Source organism: Yersinia enterocolitica subsp. enterocolitica (assembly GCF_901472495.1).
Classification (GTDB): Bacteria; Pseudomonadota; Gammaproteobacteria; order Enterobacterales; family Enterobacteriaceae; genus Yersinia; species Yersinia enterocolitica.
Window position 1 is genome coordinate 3,649,755 of sequence record NZ_LR590469.1, and the last position, 16,885, is coordinate 3,666,639.

Genomic DNA, 16,885 nt, shown 5'->3' on the forward strand with positions numbered 1-16,885 from the left:
TACATATACAGTGAGCAAAAAAAAACGTCATTTGATATATATATTTGTTATGTAAAGAGTTAGCTATATTTTATATCGACAACATTCTATCGGTGCTGGTAAATGTTAATGCCAAATAGCAGCATGCTATTTTTTCGAGTTGGCCTGCATTCATTTTTAACAAAAAGACAGCAACTGCTATAAAGACAGCCTATAATGGCGCATTACCTAGCCGCCGAAATGATCAGCATGAAATACCGTGACTTACGTGACTTCCTCTCGTTGCTGGAACAGAGGGGCGAACTTAAACGAATTAGCCAGCCTATTGATCCCTATCTGGAAATGACAGAAATAGCCGATCGTACTTTGCGAGCTGGCGGGCCTGCATTGCTTTTTGAGAATCCGAAGGGCTATAACATGCCCGTACTGTGTAACCTGTTTGGTACGGCTAAGCGGGTTGCGATGGGGATGGGGCAAGAAGATGTCAGTGCATTGCGAGATGTCGGCAAGCTATTGGCTTTCCTGAAAGAACCTGATCCGCCGAAAGGTTTTCGTGACCTGTTCGATAAGCTGCCTAAATTTAAGCAGGTATTGAATATGCCGACGAAATGCTTGAGCTCCGCCCCGTGCCAAGAGCAAGTGTGGGAAGGGGAGGATGTCGATCTGAGCCGAATCCCTGTTATGCACTGTTGGCCTGAAGATGCTGCCCCATTAGTCTCTTGGGGGCTAACGGTGACTCGCGGGCCGCATAAAGAGCGGCAGAATCTGGGCATTTATCGCCAGCAAGTGTTGGGTAAAAACAAGTTAATTATGCGCTGGCTTTCCCACCGAGGTGGCGCTTTAGACTATCAAGAATGGTGCGAAGCGCATCCTGGTGAACGTTTCCCGGTTGCCGTCGCGTTGGGTGCTGATCCTGCGACTATTTTGGCTGCGGTAACGCCCGTGCCAGATACTTTATCTGAATATGCTTTTGCCGGCTTATTGCGTGGGCATAAAACCGAAGTCGTAAAGTGTCTTTCCAACTCACTTGAAGTTCCTGCAAGTGCAGAAATTGTATTGGAAGGATATATTGAGCAGGGTGAGATGGCACCGGAAGGCCCTTATGGTGACCATACCGGTTATTATAACGAGATTGATAGCTTCCCTGTCTTTACCGTCACACATATTACCCAACGCAAAGACGCGATTTATCATTCAACCTATACTGGTCGTCCACCCGATGAACCGGCGGTAATGGGCGTTGCGCTGAACGAAGTATTTGTTCCTATTTTGCAAAAGCAATTCCCAGAGATTGTTGATTTTTATCTGCCGCCAGAAGGCTGTTCATACCGTTTGGCTGTGGTGACCATCAAGAAACAGTATGCTGGTCATGCTAAACGCGTGATGATGGGTGTTTGGTCGTTTTTACGCCAGTTTATGTATACGAAATTTGTTATTGTTTGTGACGATGATATTAACGCCCGTGATTGGAATGATGTTATTTGGGCGATTACGACCCGAATGGACCCGTCGCGCGATACGGTGTTAATTGAAAATACACCAATAGATTATTTGGATTTCGCCTCACCGGTTTCCGGTTTGGGATCGAAAATGGGGCTGGATGCCACCAACAAATGGCCAGCTGAGACTCCGCGTGAATGGGGGCGTCCAATTAAAATGGATGAAGAAGTCCGCGCCCGCGTTGATGCTATTTGGGACGAGCTCGCCATTTTCAGTGACAAAGAGACGAAACGCTAACCGGCGTCCATTTTGTCCTTAGTTTTGCATTTGATGACCCGACAGAGGGAAGGCATGACAACTTTAAGCTGTAAAGTAACCTCCGTAGAGGCCATTACCGATACGGTGTACCGGGTGCAATTGGTACCTGCATCTGCATTTTCTTTCCGTGCTGGGCAGTATTTGATGGTTGTGATGGATGAGCGCGATAAGCGTCCATTCTCTATGGCATCCACGCCACTGCAAAAAGACTCCATTGAGCTGCATATCGGGGCTTCGGAGCTGAATTTATACGCCATGGCGGTAATGGACCGAATTCTGCAAGAGAAAACGTTGGATGTGGACATTCCTCACGGTGAGGCATGGTTCCGCGAGGGCAGTCATCGTCCACTGATACTGATTGCAGGCGGTACCGGTTTTTCCTATGCGCGTTCAATTTTGTTGGCGGCGTTAGCAGAACAACCTGATCGTGAAGTTTCTATCTATTGGGGTGGGCGCGAAGCTGTGCATTTATATGACCTCAGCGAATTAGAAGCGCTGTCGATTCAGTATCCGCAGTTGAAAGTTATCCCTGTAGTTGAGCAACCAGAAGAAGGCTGGCGTGGTCGAACCGGAACTGTGCTAAGTGCCGTATTGCAAGATTATGGTTCTCTTGCTGAGCAGGATATTTATATTGCAGGTCGTTTTGAAATGGCAAAGATTGCTCGTGAGCGTTTTTGTGCCGAGCGTGGTGCACTGGAAGCGCATATCTATGGTGATGCTTTCGCTTTTATCTAAGTAAAACGGCAGATAAAAAAGCCCGCCCCTGACAGGCGGGAAAACGGCAACTAAACTCTGGTTATCAGGGCCTGTATTCAGGCCCTAAATGTTTTTGGGTTATACGCGCTCAAAGATGGTAGCAATGCCTTGGCCTAAGCCGATACACATGGTTGCCAGACCGAATTGCACGTCACGTCGCTCCATCAGATTGAGTAACGTGGTAGAAATACGCGCTCCTGAGCAGCCCAATGGATGACCGAGTGCAATGGCTCCCCCATTCAGGTTTACCTTATCATCTATGCTCTCCAACAAACCCAAGCCTTTCAGGCAAGCCAGTGACTGAGCAGCAAACGCCTCATTTAATTCAAATAACCCAATATCTTCGAGCTTAAGCCCTGCACGTTTTAGTGCCAGTTGGCTGGCGGGTACTGGGCCATATCCCATAATTGATGGGTCGCAGCCGACGACAGCCATTGAGCGAATACGGGCGCGTGGTGTTAAACCTAATGATTTTGCTCGGGATTCGCTCATGATAAGCATGGCAGAGGCACCATCGGAAAGTGCTGATGATGTCCCTGCGGTTACTGTGCCATTCACCGGGTCAAAGGCTGGACGCAAAGCTGCTAGCCCAGCCAGATTGGTCTCTGGGCGAATAACTTCATCGAAATCAAAGCGTTTTAATATGCCATCAGCATCATGCCCATTGGTGGCGACAATCTCTTTAGCAAAATGGCCCGCCTGAGTAGCAGCATAAGCGCGCTGATGGGAGCGTACCGCAAACTCATCTTGTGACTGGCGACTGATATTGTGGATTTTTGCCAGCATTTCAGCTGTTAACCCCATCATACCGGCTGCTTTAGCTACCGTGCGGCCCATGCCTGGATGGAAGTCCACGCCATGATTCATCGGCACGTGGCCCATATGTTCTACGCCACCAATCAAACTGACTTGTGCATCACCCACCATGATAGCCCGAGCTCCATCATGCAAAGCTTGCATCGAGGACCCACACAAGCGGTTAACTGTTACCGCCGGGACACTATGGGGAATTTCTGCCAGCAAAGACGCATTGCGGGCGATGTTAAAACCCTGCTCTAGCGTTTGTTGCACACAGCCCCAATAGATGTCGTCGATTTCGGCGGAATTCAGCTCAGGGTTGCGGCTCAGCACTTCACGCATTAAGTGCGCGGAGAGGTCTTCTGCCCGAACCTGTCGGAATGCACCGCCTTTGGAGCGGCCCATCGGTGTACGGACGGCATCAATAATGACTACATTTTCCATGTTTTCAGACCTCATGCCGGTTGACTGATAGAAACATCAAGCAGCGCTGCTGCCACAGGATAATAGCTTTCGTTATGTTCGGCTTTGGCTCTCAATCCCGGCGGGACTTGATACAACGGCCCAAGATGGGTGTAGCGTTGAGCCATTTCGACATAATTTGCACTGCCGATGGTATCAAGGTAACGGAAGACGCCGCCGTGGAATGGAGGGAATCCAAGGCCATATACCAACGCCATATCACCTTCAGCCGGGCTGGCAATAATGCCTTCTTCCAGACATCGCACCACCTCATTGATCATCGGGATCATGGTACGGGCGATAATATCGTCATCGCTAAATTTCTGAAGCGGCTGGCTGACTTGCGCCAGTAACGCGTCTACTTGTTCATCATTCTCTTTACGCGGTTTGCCTTTGGTATCTTGGGTATAGCGGTAGAAGCCTTGGCCATTCTTTTGACCAAACCGTTGGTTATCAAACATCACGTCAACCGCATCGCGATAATCTTTATTCATGCGCTCAGGGAAACCAACGGCCATCACGGCCTGTGCATGGTGCGCGGTATCAATGCCCACCACATCTAATAGATAAGCAGGGCCCATTGGCCAGCCAAATTGCTTTTCCATCACTTTATCAATTTGGCGGAAGTCCGCACCGTCTCGGACTAACATGCCGAATCCAGCCAGATACGGGAATAAAACACGGTTAACAAAGAAGCCTGGGCAATCATTGACTACAATCGGGGTTTTACCCATTTGCGTGGCGTATGCCACAACTGCAGCGATAGTCTTATCTGAAGTTTTGGTGCCACGAATAATTTCAACCAACGGCATCCGGTGTACTGGATTGAAGAAATGCATGCCACAGAAGTTTTCTGGGCGTTTCAGGGATTTGGCGAGCTGATCAATCGGAATTGTAGAAGTGTTAGAAGCCAGAACAGTTTCTTCGCCGATAAGCGTTTCAACCTCTGCCAGAACCGCCGCTTTGACTTTTGGATTTTCTACCACCGCTTCCACGATGACTTGGGCGCGTTCAATGCCGACATAATCTAATGTTGGTTGGATGGTTGCTAAGATATTTGCCATTTTCAGGCCATCTATCTTGCCGCGCTCCAACTGCTTATTCAGCAACTTGGCCGCTTCATTCATCCCTAATGTGAGGGATTTGTCATTAATATCTTTCATAATGACCGGCACACCTTTCAGTGCCGACTGATAGGCAATCCCACCGCCCATAATCCCTGCACCCAGCACTGCGGCCTGTTTGGGGGCGCTGACACCTTTGGACAGCTTTTTAGCCTGACCTTTAACATATTGGTCATTCAAGAAAATACCGACTAATGCACGCGCTTCATTGGAACCAGCTAAGGGAACAAAACTATTGGTTTCCAGTATCAATGCTTCAGCGCGGCCAAATTTTGCAGCGGCCTCAATAGTTTTGACGGCAGTCAAGGGCGCCGGATAGTGTTTACCGGCGACTTGCATGACCATGCCTTTGGCAATGGTAAAGCACATCGCGGCTTCGGTCGGATTGAGCTTCAGTGGCCCTAATTTCGGACGACGTGCAGCTTGCCAGTCGAGTTTTCCGTCAATCGCTTGTTTCAACATACTTAACGCGGCATCGACCAACTTTTCGGGGGCGACAACGGCGTCAACCAGCCCAACTTTTAAGGCATCTTTGGCAATAATGTCTTTGCCAGCCGCAATAATTTCCAGCGCACTGTCTGCGCCTAATAACCGTGGCAAACGAACTGAACCGCCGAAGCCCGGCATGATACCGAGTTTGGTTTCCGGTAGACCGATACGTGCTTCTGGCGAGGCCACGCGAAAATCAGTGGCTAAGATACATTCACACCCGCCACCCAGCGCATACCCATTGATTGCTGCAATGGTTGGCACCGGTAAGTCTTCCAAACGATTGAAAATATCGTTGGCGAAAACCAACCATTGATGCAACTTTTCTGGCGGCTCGTTAAACAGGGATAGAAACTCGGTGATATCGGCACCGACAATAAAGGCTGCTTTGGCTGAGCGTAATAGCAACCCTTTGAGCTCACTTTGTTTTTCTAACACAACCAAGGCTTCGCCCAGATTGGCTACAGTTTGGGTATCCAGCTTATTAACTGAACCTGGTGCATCAAACACCAACTCGGCAATGCCGTTTTCCAGCCAGTGAAGCTGTAGTGTTTCGCTTTGGTAGAGCATATCTATCTCCTGAATAAGCGCATGTGATCTGGTATGACCAGATATTCAGGAAGTGTGGATATTTTGTTAATGAATTGCAAATAAGAGATTGATTTTTTGCAGTGAAGATCACAGTCAATCAGGTGGGATAATTGATTTTTATCATATTTATTCACGACGGTTTTGCGCTTAAGGTAGCGTAATTAACTCGCAAATAAGAGGTCGTCGAAACATGACTTTGGCGACTATGATAAGATGAAAAAATTAAGTTCTAATAGCGAAGGGTACTGTGATGGAAACGCTGGCTTCTTTATATAACGAACATTTGTCCACCTTGCAACAACGCACCCGCGATGTGTTAGAGCGCCATCAGTTGGATGCTTTATTGATTCATTCCGGTGAGTTACAACGTATTTTCCTTGATGACCGCGACTATCCTTTTAAGGTTAATGCTCAATTCAAAGCTTGGGTACCGGTGACGCAAGTTCCAAACTGCTGGTTATGGGTTGATGGCGTTAATACGCCGAAGTTATGGTTTTACTCCCCGGTAGATTATTGGCACTGTGTTGAGCCGCTACCGGATAGCTTCTGGACCAAGGCCATTGATATCCAACCATTGGTAAACGCTAATGATATTGCACAACTGTTACCGGTACAGCGCGAGCGAGTTGCGTACATTGGCTATGCTCAGCAACGCGCCCAGGCGCTGGGTTTCAGTGCAGAAAACATTAACCCTAAACCGGTGTTGGATTACCTTCATTTCTACCGCTCTTATAAAACAGATTATGAGCTGGCCTGCATGCGTGAAGCGCAAAAAACGGCAGTTGCTGGGCATAACGCAGCTCATGAAGCATTCCTGTCCGGTATGAGCGAGTTTGATATCAATCTGGCCTATCTGATGGCTACAGGTCAGCGTGATACTGATGTTCCATACGATAATATTGTTGCGCTGAATGAACATTCGGCGGTATTGCATTACACCACCTTGCAGCATCAGCCTCCGGCAGAGATTCGTAGTTTCCTGATTGATGCGGGCGCGGAATACAACGGCTATGCTGCTGATTTGACCCGCACTTATGTAGCAGGCAGTAAAAATACAGCAGACAGTAAAAACGATTTTGCCGCATTGATCAAAGACCTTAATAATGAACAGCTTGAGTTGATTAAAACCCTTAAGTGTGGCGTGAACTATACCGAATACAATGTTCAGATGCATCAGCGTATTGCGAAGTTACTGCGCACTCATAACTTGGTGACGGGTATCAGTGAAGAGGCGATGGTTGAACAAGGCATTACTTGTCCATTCCTACCGCACGGGTTGGGTCACCCACTAGGCTTGCAAGTGCATGATACTGCTGGGTTTATGCAGGATGATAAAGGGGCGCATCTCAGCGCACCATCCAAATATCCTTACTTACGTTGTACCCGTATTCTGCAACCGCGCATGGTGCTGACTATCGAACCGGGCCTCTACTTTATTGAATCACTCTTGGCACCTTGGCGCTCAGGAGAGTTCAGTCAGCATTTCAATTGGGATCTTATTGAAACACTGAAGCCTTATGGTGGCATTCGTATAGAAGACAATATCGTTATTCATGAAAATCGGGTTGAGAACATGACTCGTGACCTGAAGCTGGCCTGATGCAGCCTTATTTAATCCCTGCGGCTCCGGTGACTATCAGCGAAGAGATTAAAAAAAGTCGATTCATCACCTTACTGGCTCCTACCTGTGGGGTGAATGAAGCGAAAGATTTTATTCAGCAGGTAAAGCAACAACACCCAACAGCCCGGCATCATTGCTGGGCTTTTGTTGCCGGGACACCCACAGATTCACAGCAATTAGGTTTTTCCGATGATGGCGAGCCTTCAGGCACAGCGGGTAAACCGATTCTGGCTCAATTGATGGGCTGTGGGATAGGTGAAATTACGGCGGTGGTTGTGCGTTATTATGGCGGTATCAAGCTGGGTACTGGCGGGTTAGTCAGAGCTTATGGCAGTGGTGTTCAGCAAGCGTTAAAACAGATTGAAGTAAAATATAAAGTCCCGCAGGTAGAATATACTTTGCAGTGTGACTATGCGCAGCTCGCGATGGTCGAAACACTATTACAGCAGGTTGAAGGCCAGATTTTACAGAGTGAATATGCACAACTCGTGACTCTTCATCTCTCTTTGCCAGCAACTCAAGCCAGTCAGGTCGGGGATAAATTGCGGGATCTCAGTCGTGGTACGTTGCAATTGACGCCCATTTCGCAATAATCCCCATCCAAGTGAATTGCTAAGGAACGTGCCGGAATGCATTTTCGTGCCATAACCCGTATTGTTGGCCTGCTAGTCATCTTATTCTCCGGGACAATGTTTATTCCCGGTCTAGTGGCCTTGATCTATCGTGATGGTGCCGGCCGTGCCTTCAGCGAAACCTTCTTTGTTGCTTTGTCGATAGGCCTGTTGCTGTGGCTACCGAACCGCAAGCAGAAGCATGAGTTGAAACCGCGCGAGGGGTTTCTGATTGTAGTGCTGTTCTGGACGGTGCTGGGCAGTGTCGGAGCATTACCTTTCTTATTCTCTGAGCGCCCGAACCTTTCGCTAACTGATGCATTTTTTGAATCCTTCTCTGGGCTGACCACCACCGGAGCCACCACGCTGGTGGGGTTAGATTCACTGCCTAAGGCCATTTTATTCTATCGGCAAATGCTGCAATGGCTGGGCGGCATGGGGATCATCGTCTTGGCAGTGGCCATTTTGCCTATTTTGGGTGTCGGGGGAATGCAGCTCTACCGGGCTGAAATGCCAGGGCCATTGAAAGACAATAAAATGCGCCCCCGAATCGCCGAAACTGCAAAAACACTGTGGCTTATCTATGTCTTGCTGACCATTGCCTGTGCGCTTTCTTTATGGGCCGCGGGGATGTCGGTGTTTGATGCTATCTCTCACAGCTTCTCGACTATCGCGATAGGCGGCTTTTCTACCCATGACGCCAGTATCGGTTATTTCAACAGCCCAACGATTAACACCATCATTGGTATTTTCTTGCTGATTTCGGGCTGTAACTTTGGCCTGCATTTCGCTGTACTCAGTGGCCGCAGTTTGAAAGTTTATTGGCGTGATCCCGAATTCCGTATGTTTATCTTTGTACAATTGACGCTAGTTATCGTTTGTACCTTGGTGCTCTGGCAGCACAGCGTATATAAGTCGGGGCTGGAAACCTTAAATCAGGCATTTTTCCAAGTGGTCTCAATGGCGACCACGGCGGGCTTCACAACGGATAGTATTTCTAAGTGGCCGTTGTTCCTGCCGATACTTTTATTATGCTCCGCGTTTATCGGGGGGTGTGCTGGGTCAACCGGTGGTGGTTTGAAAGTTATCCGTATCCTGTTGCTCTATCTACAAGGCTCGCGTGAATTAAAACGTTTGGTTCATCCGAATGCGGTTTACACCATCAAGCTGGGGCGGCGAGCATTACCGGAACGAATACTGGAAGCGGTCTGGGGGTTCTTCTCCGCATATGCTTTGGTTTTCATTATCAGCATGTTGGCCATCATCGCGACAGGAGTCGATGAGTTTTCTGCTTTTGCGGCAGTGACTGCAACTTTGAATAACCTTGGGCCAGGCTTAGGTGTTGTCGCTGATAACTTCACTTCTATGAATCCTGCTGCTAAATGGATATTAGTGATAACAATGTTATTTGGCCGGTTGGAAGTTTTCACTTTGCTGGTTCTCTTCACCCCAACATTCTGGCGTGAGTAATTCTGCATAAGGAACATTGCTATGAAAGTATTGATACTTTACTCCAGCCGAGACGGCCAAACGCAAACCATCGCCTCTTATATAGCTAAGGAGTTATCAACCGCAGCTACGTGCGAAATACGGGACTTGGCCGAGGTGGGGCAAATAGATCTGAGCCAGTATCAACAAGTGATGATTGGTGCTTCTGTTCGTTATGGGCATTTCAGTCCGGTGTTGAGTAAATTCGTCAATAAACACGTCGAGCAACTTAATCAGATGCCGAGTGCGTTCTTTGCCGTCAATTTGACTGCGCGCAAACCAGAGAAGCGTTCACCACAAACTAATGCCTATGTGCGCAAGTTCTTACTTAGCACACCTTGGCAGCCAACATTGTGCGCCGTATTTGCTGGAGCGCTACGTTATCCACGCTATCGATGGATAGATAGGGTCATGATTCAACTTATTATGCGCATGACGGGGGGAGAAACGGATACCAGTAAAGAAGTTGAGTATACCGATTGGCAACAGGTTAGCGGTTTTGCTCAGGATTTCTCGGTGCTACAGTACGAAAAGTAACAATAATGGTGGTTATGACCGCAAATTGTTGAAATAAAACACGGTTGAAAAGTTTTTTGAAATTAGGGGTTGCAGGCTGTCAGGAACTCCCTATAATGCGCCTCCACTGACCGGGAACAACGAAACAGACTTCGCCGGGTCAGGAAGAGAAATGATTGAGTTTGACTTCGAAAGAAACCAAATAAACTCTTGACTCTTCAGCGGGAAAGCGTATTATCTGCCTCCCGCGTTACCGTAAGATTCGCCGCAAGGCAAACGGGTAACGAACGCTCTTTAACAATTTATCAGACAATCTGTGTGGGCACTCGCAAGACGATATCGAAGCCTGTTTCGGCAGGCAGAAGCAATATCAAAGTCTTGAAGAGTGACCAAAGCAGTACACATTTGAACTTCGGTTCGAATGCATATTTGCAGAAAGTAATCTTTGAGCATCGCTATGTTAACTCATAGCAAATCAAACAAATCTTAAATTGAAGAGTTTGATCATGGCTCAGATTGAACGCTGGCGGCAGGCCTAACACATGCAAGTCGAGCGGCAGCGGGAAGTAGTTTACTACTTTGCCGGCGAGCGGCGGACGGGTGAGTAATGTCTGGGAAACTGCCTGATGGAGGGGGATAACTACTGGAAACGGTAGCTAATACCGCATAACGTCTTCGGACCAAAGTGGGGGACCTTAGGGCCTCACGCCATCGGATGTGCCCAGATGGGATTAGCTAGTAGGTGGGGTAATGGCTCACCTAGGCGACGATCCCTAGCTGGTCTGAGAGGATGACCAGCCACACTGGAACTGAGACACGGTCCAGACTCCTACGGGAGGCAGCAGTGGGGAATATTGCACAATGGGCGCAAGCCTGATGCAGCCATGCCGCGTGTGTGAAGAAGGCCTTCGGGTTGTAAAGCACTTTCAGCGAGGAGGAAGGCCAATAACTTAATACGTTGTTGGATTGACGTTACTCGCAGAAGAAGCACCGGCTAACTCCGTGCCAGCAGCCGCGGTAATACGGAGGGTGCAAGCGTTAATCGGAATTACTGGGCGTAAAGCGCACGCAGGCGGTTTGTTAAGTCAGATGTGAAATCCCCGCGCTTAACGTGGGAACTGCATTTGAAACTGGCAAGCTAGAGTCTTGTAGAGGGGGGTAGAATTCCAGGTGTAGCGGTGAAATGCGTAGAGATCTGGAGGAATACCGGTGGCGAAGGCGGCCCCCTGGACAAAGACTGACGCTCAGGTGCGAAAGCGTGGGGAGCAAACAGGATTAGATACCCTGGTAGTCCACGCTGTAAACGATGTCGACTTGGAGGTTGTGCCCTTGAGGCGTGGCTTCCGGAGCTAACGCGTTAAGTCGACCGCCTGGGGAGTACGGCCGCAAGGTTAAAACTCAAATGAATTGACGGGGGCCCGCACAAGCGGTGGAGCATGTGGTTTAATTCGATGCAACGCGAAGAACCTTACCTACTCTTGACATCCACGGAATTTAGCAGAGATGCTTTAGTGCCTTCGGGAACCGTGAGACAGGTGCTGCATGGCTGTCGTCAGCTCGTGTTGTGAAATGTTGGGTTAAGTCCCGCAACGAGCGCAACCCTTATCCTTTGTTGCCAGCACGTAATGGTGGGAACTCAAAGGAGACTGCCGGTGATAAACCGGAGGAAGGTGGGGATGACGTCAAGTCATCATGGCCCTTACGAGTAGGGCTACACACGTGCTACAATGGCAGATACAAAGTGAAGCGAACTCGCGAGAGCAAGCGGACCACATAAAGTCTGTCGTAGTCCGGATTGGAGTCTGCAACTCGACTCCATGAAGTCGGAATCGCTAGTAATCGTAGATCAGAATGCTACGGTGAATACGTTCCCGGGCCTTGTACACACCGCCCGTCACACCATGGGAGTGGGTTGCAAAAGAAGTAGGTAGCTTAACCTTCGGGAGGGCGCTTACCACTTTGTGATTCATGACTGGGGTGAAGTCGTAACAAGGTAACCGTAGGGGAACCTGCGGTTGGATCACCTCCTTACCTCAGATACGCATTGCGTAGTGTCCACACAGATTGTCTGATGAATGTAAACGAGCAAGAGCACCTGTTGATGAGGGTGATGATTGTGTTGTAAGGCCTCGGTATCGAGTTTTTACTGCATCAGTCGTTCGAATGTGTCACCACATTCTCACCTTTACACAAAAATACTGAATCCATGATTCAGTAGAAATTTTTGTGTCCCCATCGTCTAGAGGCCTAGGACACTGCCCTTTCACGGCTGTAACAGGGGTTCGAATCCCCTTGGGGACGCCACTCCGATAATGAGTGAAAGACATTATCAACCGGTTCTTTATGAACTCAAAAGTATCTTAAAGATGACTTTAACAAGTCGTGTTTAAGATATTGCTCTTTAACAATCTGGAACAAGCTGAAAATTGAAACAATACAGCTGAAACTTATCTCTCCGTAGAAGTACTGAGATAAGGATTAACCTGTATTAGAGTCTCTCAAATAATTGCAATGCCAATGTGTTTATCATTGTTGCAGTGTGAGCGAGAAGATACTCAGCAAGGCGTACAGCGCACAGCAACCGGAGTGAACGCTACGTTCATGAGGATTGCGCGCACTGCACAACGACGCAGAGTGTGTTCGCAGCCACACCAATAAAGAAGAAACATCTTTGGGTTGTGAGGTTAAGCGACTAAGCGTACACGGTGGATGCCTAGGCAGTCAGAGGCGATGAAGGGCGTGCTAATCTGCGAAAAGCGTCGGTAAGGTGATATGAACCGTTATAACCGACGATACCCGAATGGGGAAACCCAGTGCAATTCGTTGCACTATTGCATGGTGAATACATAGCCATGCAAGGCGAACCGGGGGAACTGAAACATCTAAGTACCCCGAGGAAAAGAAATCAACCGAGATTCCCCCAGTAGCGGCGAGCGAACGGGGAGGAGCCCAGAACCTGAATCAGCATATGTGTTAGTGGAAGCGTCTGGAAAGTCGCACGGTACAGGGTGATAGTCCCGTACACAAAAATGCATACGTTGTGAGTTCGATGAGTAGGGCGGGACACGTGACATCCTGTCTGAATATGGGGGGACCATCCTCCAAGGCTAAATACTCCTGACTGACCGATAGTGAACCAGTACCGTGAGGGAAAGGCGAAAAGAACCCCGGCGAGGGGAGTGAAATAGAACCTGAAACCGTGTACGTACAAGCAGTGGGAGCACCTTCGTGGTGTGACTGCGTACCTTTTGTATAATGGGTCAGCGACTTATATTTTGTAGCAAGGTTAACCGAATAGGGGAGCCGTAGGGAAACCGAGTCTTAACTGGGCGAATAGTTGCAAGGTATAGACCCGAAACCCGGTGATCTAGCCATGGGCAGGTTGAAGGTTGGGTAACACTAACTGGAGGACCGAACCGACTAATGTTGAAAAATTAGCGGATGACTTGTGGCTGGGGGTGAAAGGCCAATCAAACCGGGAGATAGCTGGTTCTCCCCGAAAGCTATTTAGGTAGCGCCTCGTGAACTCATCTTCGGGGGTAGAGCACTGTTTCGGCTAGGGGGTCATCCCGACTTACCAAACCGATGCAAACTCCGAATACCGAAGAATGTTATCACGGGAGACACACGGCGGGTGCTAACGTCCGTCGTGAAGAGGGAAACAACCCAGACCGCCAGCTAAGGTCCCAAAGTCATGGTTAAGTGGGAAACGATGTGGGAAGGCACAGACAGCCAGGATGTTGGCTTAGAAGCAGCCATCATTTAAAGAAAGCGTAATAGCTCACTGGTCGAGTCGGCCTGCGCGGAAGATGTAACGGGGCTAAACCATGCACCGAAGCTGCGGCAGCGAACGTATCACCCAAGACAATTCACGGCAGTGGATAATGATTGACGGAGCGCAGCGACGTCAATGCGTCCAATAAAGTCGAGTTGGCTTAGGGATACGTTCGTTGGGTAGGGGAGCGTTCTGTAAGCCGTTGAAGGTGACCTGTGAGGGTTGCTGGAGGTATCAGAAGTGCGAATGCTGACATAAGTAACGATAATGCGGGTGAAAAACCCGCACGCCGGAAGACCAAGGGTTCCTGTCCAACGTTAATCGGGGCAGGGTGAGTCGACCCCTAAGGCGAGGCTGAAAAGCGTAGTCGATGGGAAACAGGTTAATATTCCTGTACTTGGTGTTACTGCGAAGGGGGGACGGAGAAGGCTAGGCTAGCCGGGCGACGGTTGTCCCGGTTTAAGCATGTAGGCGGAGTGACTTGGTAAATCCGGTTGCTTATCAACGCTGAGGTGTGATGACGAGTCACTACGGTGATGAAGTAGTTGATGCCAAGCTTCCAGGAAAAGCCTCTAAGCATCAGGTAACATTAAATCGTACCCCAAACCGACACAGGTGGTCAGGTAGAGAATACTCAGGCGCTTGAGAGAACTCGGGTGAAGGAACTAGGCAAAATGGTGCCGTAACTTCGGGAGAAGGCACGCTGGCATTAGGTAAAGGGACTTGCTCCCGGCGCCGAAGCCAGTCGCAGATACCAGCTGGCTGCAACTGTTTAATAAAAACACAGCACTGTGCAAACACGAAAGTGGACGTATACGGTGTGACGCCTGCCCGGTGCTGGAAGGTTAATTGATGGGGTCAGCCGCAAGGCGAAGCTCTTGATCGAAGCCCCAGTAAACGGCGGCCGTAACTATAACGGTCCTAAGGTAGCGAAATTCCTTGTCGGGTAAGTTCCGACCTGCACGAATGGCGTAATGATGGCCAGGCTGTCTCCACCCGAGACTCAGTGAAATTGAACTCGCTGTGAAGATGCAGTGTACCCGCGGCAAGACGGAAAGACCCCGTGAACCTTTACTATAGCTTGACACTGAACATTGAGCCTTGATGTGTAGGATAGGTGGGAGGCATTGAAGTGTGGACGCCAGTCTGCATGGAGCCAACCTTGAAATACCACCCTTTAATGTTTGATGTTCTAACTCGGCCCCATAATCTGGGGTGAGGACAGTGTCTGGTGGGTAGTTTGACTGGGGCGGTCTCCTCCCAAAGAGTAACGGAGGAGCACGAAGGTTAGCTAATCACGGTCGGACATCGTGAGGTTAGTGCAAAGGCATAAGCTAGCTTGACTGCGAGAGTGACGGCTCGAGCAGGTACGAAAGTAGGTCTTAGTGATCCGGTGGTTCTGAATGGAAGGGCCATCGCTCAACGGATAAAAGGTACTCCGGGGATAACAGGCTGATACCGCCCAAGAGTTCATATCGACGGCGGTGTTTGGCACCTCGATGTCGGCTCATCACATCCTGGGGCTGAAGTAGGTCCCAAGGGTATGGCTGTTCGCCATTTAAAGTGGTACGCGAGCTGGGTTTAGAACGTCGTGAGACAGTTCGGTCCCTATCTGCCGTGGGCGTTGGAAGATTGAGAGGGGCTGCTCCTAGTACGAGAGGACCGGAGTGGACGAATCACTGGTGTTCGGGTTGTCATGCCAATGGCATTGCCCGGTAGCTAAATTCGGAAGAGATAACCGCTGAAAGCATCTAAGCGGGAAACTTGCCTCGAGATGAGTCTTCCCTGGGGCTTTAAGCCCCCTGAAGGAACGTTAAAGACTATGACGTTGATAGGCTGGGTGTGTAAGTGCAGCGATGCATTGAGCTAACCAGTACTAATGATCCGTGAGGCTTAACCTTACAACACCAAAGGTGTTTTGTATTTGAGAGATAGATATTGATTTTCAGCGAATGTTCCGAGATTGGGCTGGCTGGCTGTGTGAAAGATTGCATAGCGGGTTAGTTTAGACAGAATTTGCCTGGCGGCCATAGCGCGGTGGACCCACCTGAACCCATGCCGAACTCAGAAGTGAAACGCCGTAGCGCCGATGGTAGTGTGGGGTCTCCCCATGCGAGAGTAGGACACTGCCAGGCATCAAATCAAGCCGAGACCCCATGCCAAAAGCGTGGGGTTTTTGCTATGTGGGAAATAAAAAAACCAAAGAAAGAGCCCTCTGCTGAGCAGAGGGCTTTTTTTGTTCGTTGTGCACAGAAAACCTCCAGCTAGGCTGGAGGTTCCGTAAAGCTTTCAGCTTTGAGCCAGTTATAAAAACCCCTTTTGATTTGTTAAAACACCTTGCGGTCTGGCAACTGCAATGGTCAAACAAGAAATCAAAAGGGGGTCCCAATGGGGGACGAAAAGAGCTTAGCGCACACCCGATGGAACTGTAAATATCACATAGTTTTCGCGCCTAAATACCGAAGACAGGTTTTCTACGGCGAGAAACGCCGGGCAGTGGGGAGTATCCTAAGAAAGCTGTGTGAATGGAAAAATGTGCACATTCTGGAAGCGGAGTGCTGTGCAGATCACATCCATATGCTTGTGGAAATCCCGCCGAAGATGAGCGTATCAAGCTTCATGGGGTATCTGAAGGGCAAAAGTAGCCTGATGTTGTATGAGCAATTTGGAGATTTGAAATTCAAATACAGGAACAGAGAGTTTTGGTGCAGAGGGTATTATGTGGATACGGTGGGTAAAAATACCTCGAAGATCCGGGACTACATAAAGCACCAACTGGAGCAGGATAAACTGGGGGAATAACTATCAATTCCGTACCCCGGTAGCCCGTTTACGGGCAGTAAGTAACGAATTTGGATGCAAATGTCAGATTGCTGTGCGCCTGTTAGGGCGCGGCTGGTAACAAAGCCTTACAGGC

At 49.1% G+C, this 16,885-nt stretch carries 9 protein-coding genes, 1 tRNA gene and 3 rRNA genes; 11 read left to right on the top strand and 2 right to left on the bottom strand.

The annotated features are described in order from the left end of the window. The first annotated feature begins 219 nt into the window (after nt 1-219). Nucleotides 220-1,716, top strand: a complete 1,497-nt coding sequence (ubiD, locus tag FGL26_RS17315; RefSeq protein ID WP_005165587.1) for a 4-hydroxy-3-polyprenylbenzoate decarboxylase — start codon at nt 220-222, stop codon at nt 1,714-1,716. A gap of 54 nt (nt 1,717-1,770) precedes the next feature. After that, nucleotides 1,771-2,472 (top strand): NAD(P)H-flavin reductase, encoded by a 702-nt coding sequence (gene fre, locus FGL26_RS17320; protein WP_005176289.1) that lies wholly within the window; start codon nt 1,771-1,773, stop codon nt 2,470-2,472. A 99-nt stretch (nt 2,473-2,571) separates the two neighbouring features. Here the strand turns inward: fre and fadA are convergent, their stop codons facing one another. Both fadA and fadB read right to left on the bottom strand, forming a co-directional pair. Beyond that, a complete protein-coding gene (gene fadA / locus FGL26_RS17325; protein WP_005176285.1) occupies nt 2,572-3,735 on the bottom strand; it encodes an acetyl-CoA C-acyltransferase FadA in 1,164 nt (387 codons plus the stop codon). An 11-nt stretch (nt 3,736-3,746) separates the two neighbouring features. Then, nucleotides 3,747-5,936 carry a fatty acid oxidation complex subunit alpha FadB gene (gene fadB, locus FGL26_RS17330; RefSeq protein WP_005176280.1) on the bottom strand — a complete coding sequence of 730 codons (2,190 nt, stop codon included), beginning with the start codon at nt 5,934-5,936 and terminating at the stop codon, nt 3,747-3,749. A gap of 271 nt (nt 5,937-6,207) precedes the next feature. Here fadB and pepQ point away from each other — a divergent pair, with 271 nt between their 5' ends. The 9 genes from pepQ to tnpA all read left to right on the top strand — a co-directional run bounded on the left by pepQ (nt 6,208) and on the right by tnpA (nt 16,770). Then, nucleotides 6,208-7,557, top strand: a complete 1,350-nt coding sequence (gene pepQ / locus FGL26_RS17335) for a Xaa-Pro dipeptidase (RefSeq protein WP_005176279.1) — start codon at nt 6,208-6,210, stop codon at nt 7,555-7,557. Beyond that, nucleotides 7,557-8,171: an IMPACT family protein gene (locus FGL26_RS17340; protein WP_005176278.1), complete on the top strand. Its 615-nt coding sequence runs from the start codon at nt 7,557-7,559 to the stop codon at nt 8,169-8,171. The genes pepQ and FGL26_RS17340 overlap by 1 nt, the downstream gene beginning before the upstream one ends. A 36-nt stretch (nt 8,172-8,207) precedes the next feature. Continuing rightward, nucleotides 8,208-9,659 carry a Trk system potassium transporter TrkH gene (gene trkH / locus FGL26_RS17345; protein ID WP_005176271.1) on the top strand — a complete coding sequence of 484 codons (1,452 nt, stop codon included), beginning with the start codon at nt 8,208-8,210 and terminating at the stop codon, nt 9,657-9,659. 21 nt (nt 9,660-9,680) lie between these two features. Further along, nucleotides 9,681-10,214 carry a menaquinone-dependent protoporphyrinogen IX dehydrogenase gene (gene hemG / locus FGL26_RS17350; RefSeq protein ID WP_005176268.1) on the top strand — a complete coding sequence of 178 codons (534 nt, stop codon included), beginning with the start codon at nt 9,681-9,683 and terminating at the stop codon, nt 10,212-10,214. A 467-nt stretch (nt 10,215-10,681) separates the two neighbouring features. Beyond that, nucleotides 10,682-12,224, top strand: a 16S ribosomal RNA gene (locus FGL26_RS17360). 197 nt (nt 12,225-12,421) lie between these two features. Continuing rightward, nucleotides 12,422-12,497, top strand: a tRNA-Glu gene (locus tag FGL26_RS17365). 378 nt (nt 12,498-12,875) lie between these two features. Beyond that, a 23S ribosomal RNA gene (locus tag FGL26_RS17370) occupies nt 12,876-15,869 on the top strand. Nucleotides 15,870-15,987: 118 nt separating this feature from the next. Then, a 5S ribosomal RNA gene (gene rrf, locus FGL26_RS17375) occupies nt 15,988-16,103 on the top strand. Together the 16S, 23S and 5S rRNA genes with 1 tRNA gene alongside form the textbook arrangement of a ribosomal RNA operon. A 253-nt stretch (nt 16,104-16,356) precedes the next feature. Then, nucleotides 16,357-16,770: an IS200/IS605 family transposase gene (gene tnpA / locus FGL26_RS17380; RefSeq protein WP_005172776.1), complete on the top strand. Its 414-nt coding sequence runs from the start codon at nt 16,357-16,359 to the stop codon at nt 16,768-16,770. Nucleotides 16,771-16,885: the final 115 nt, after the last annotated feature.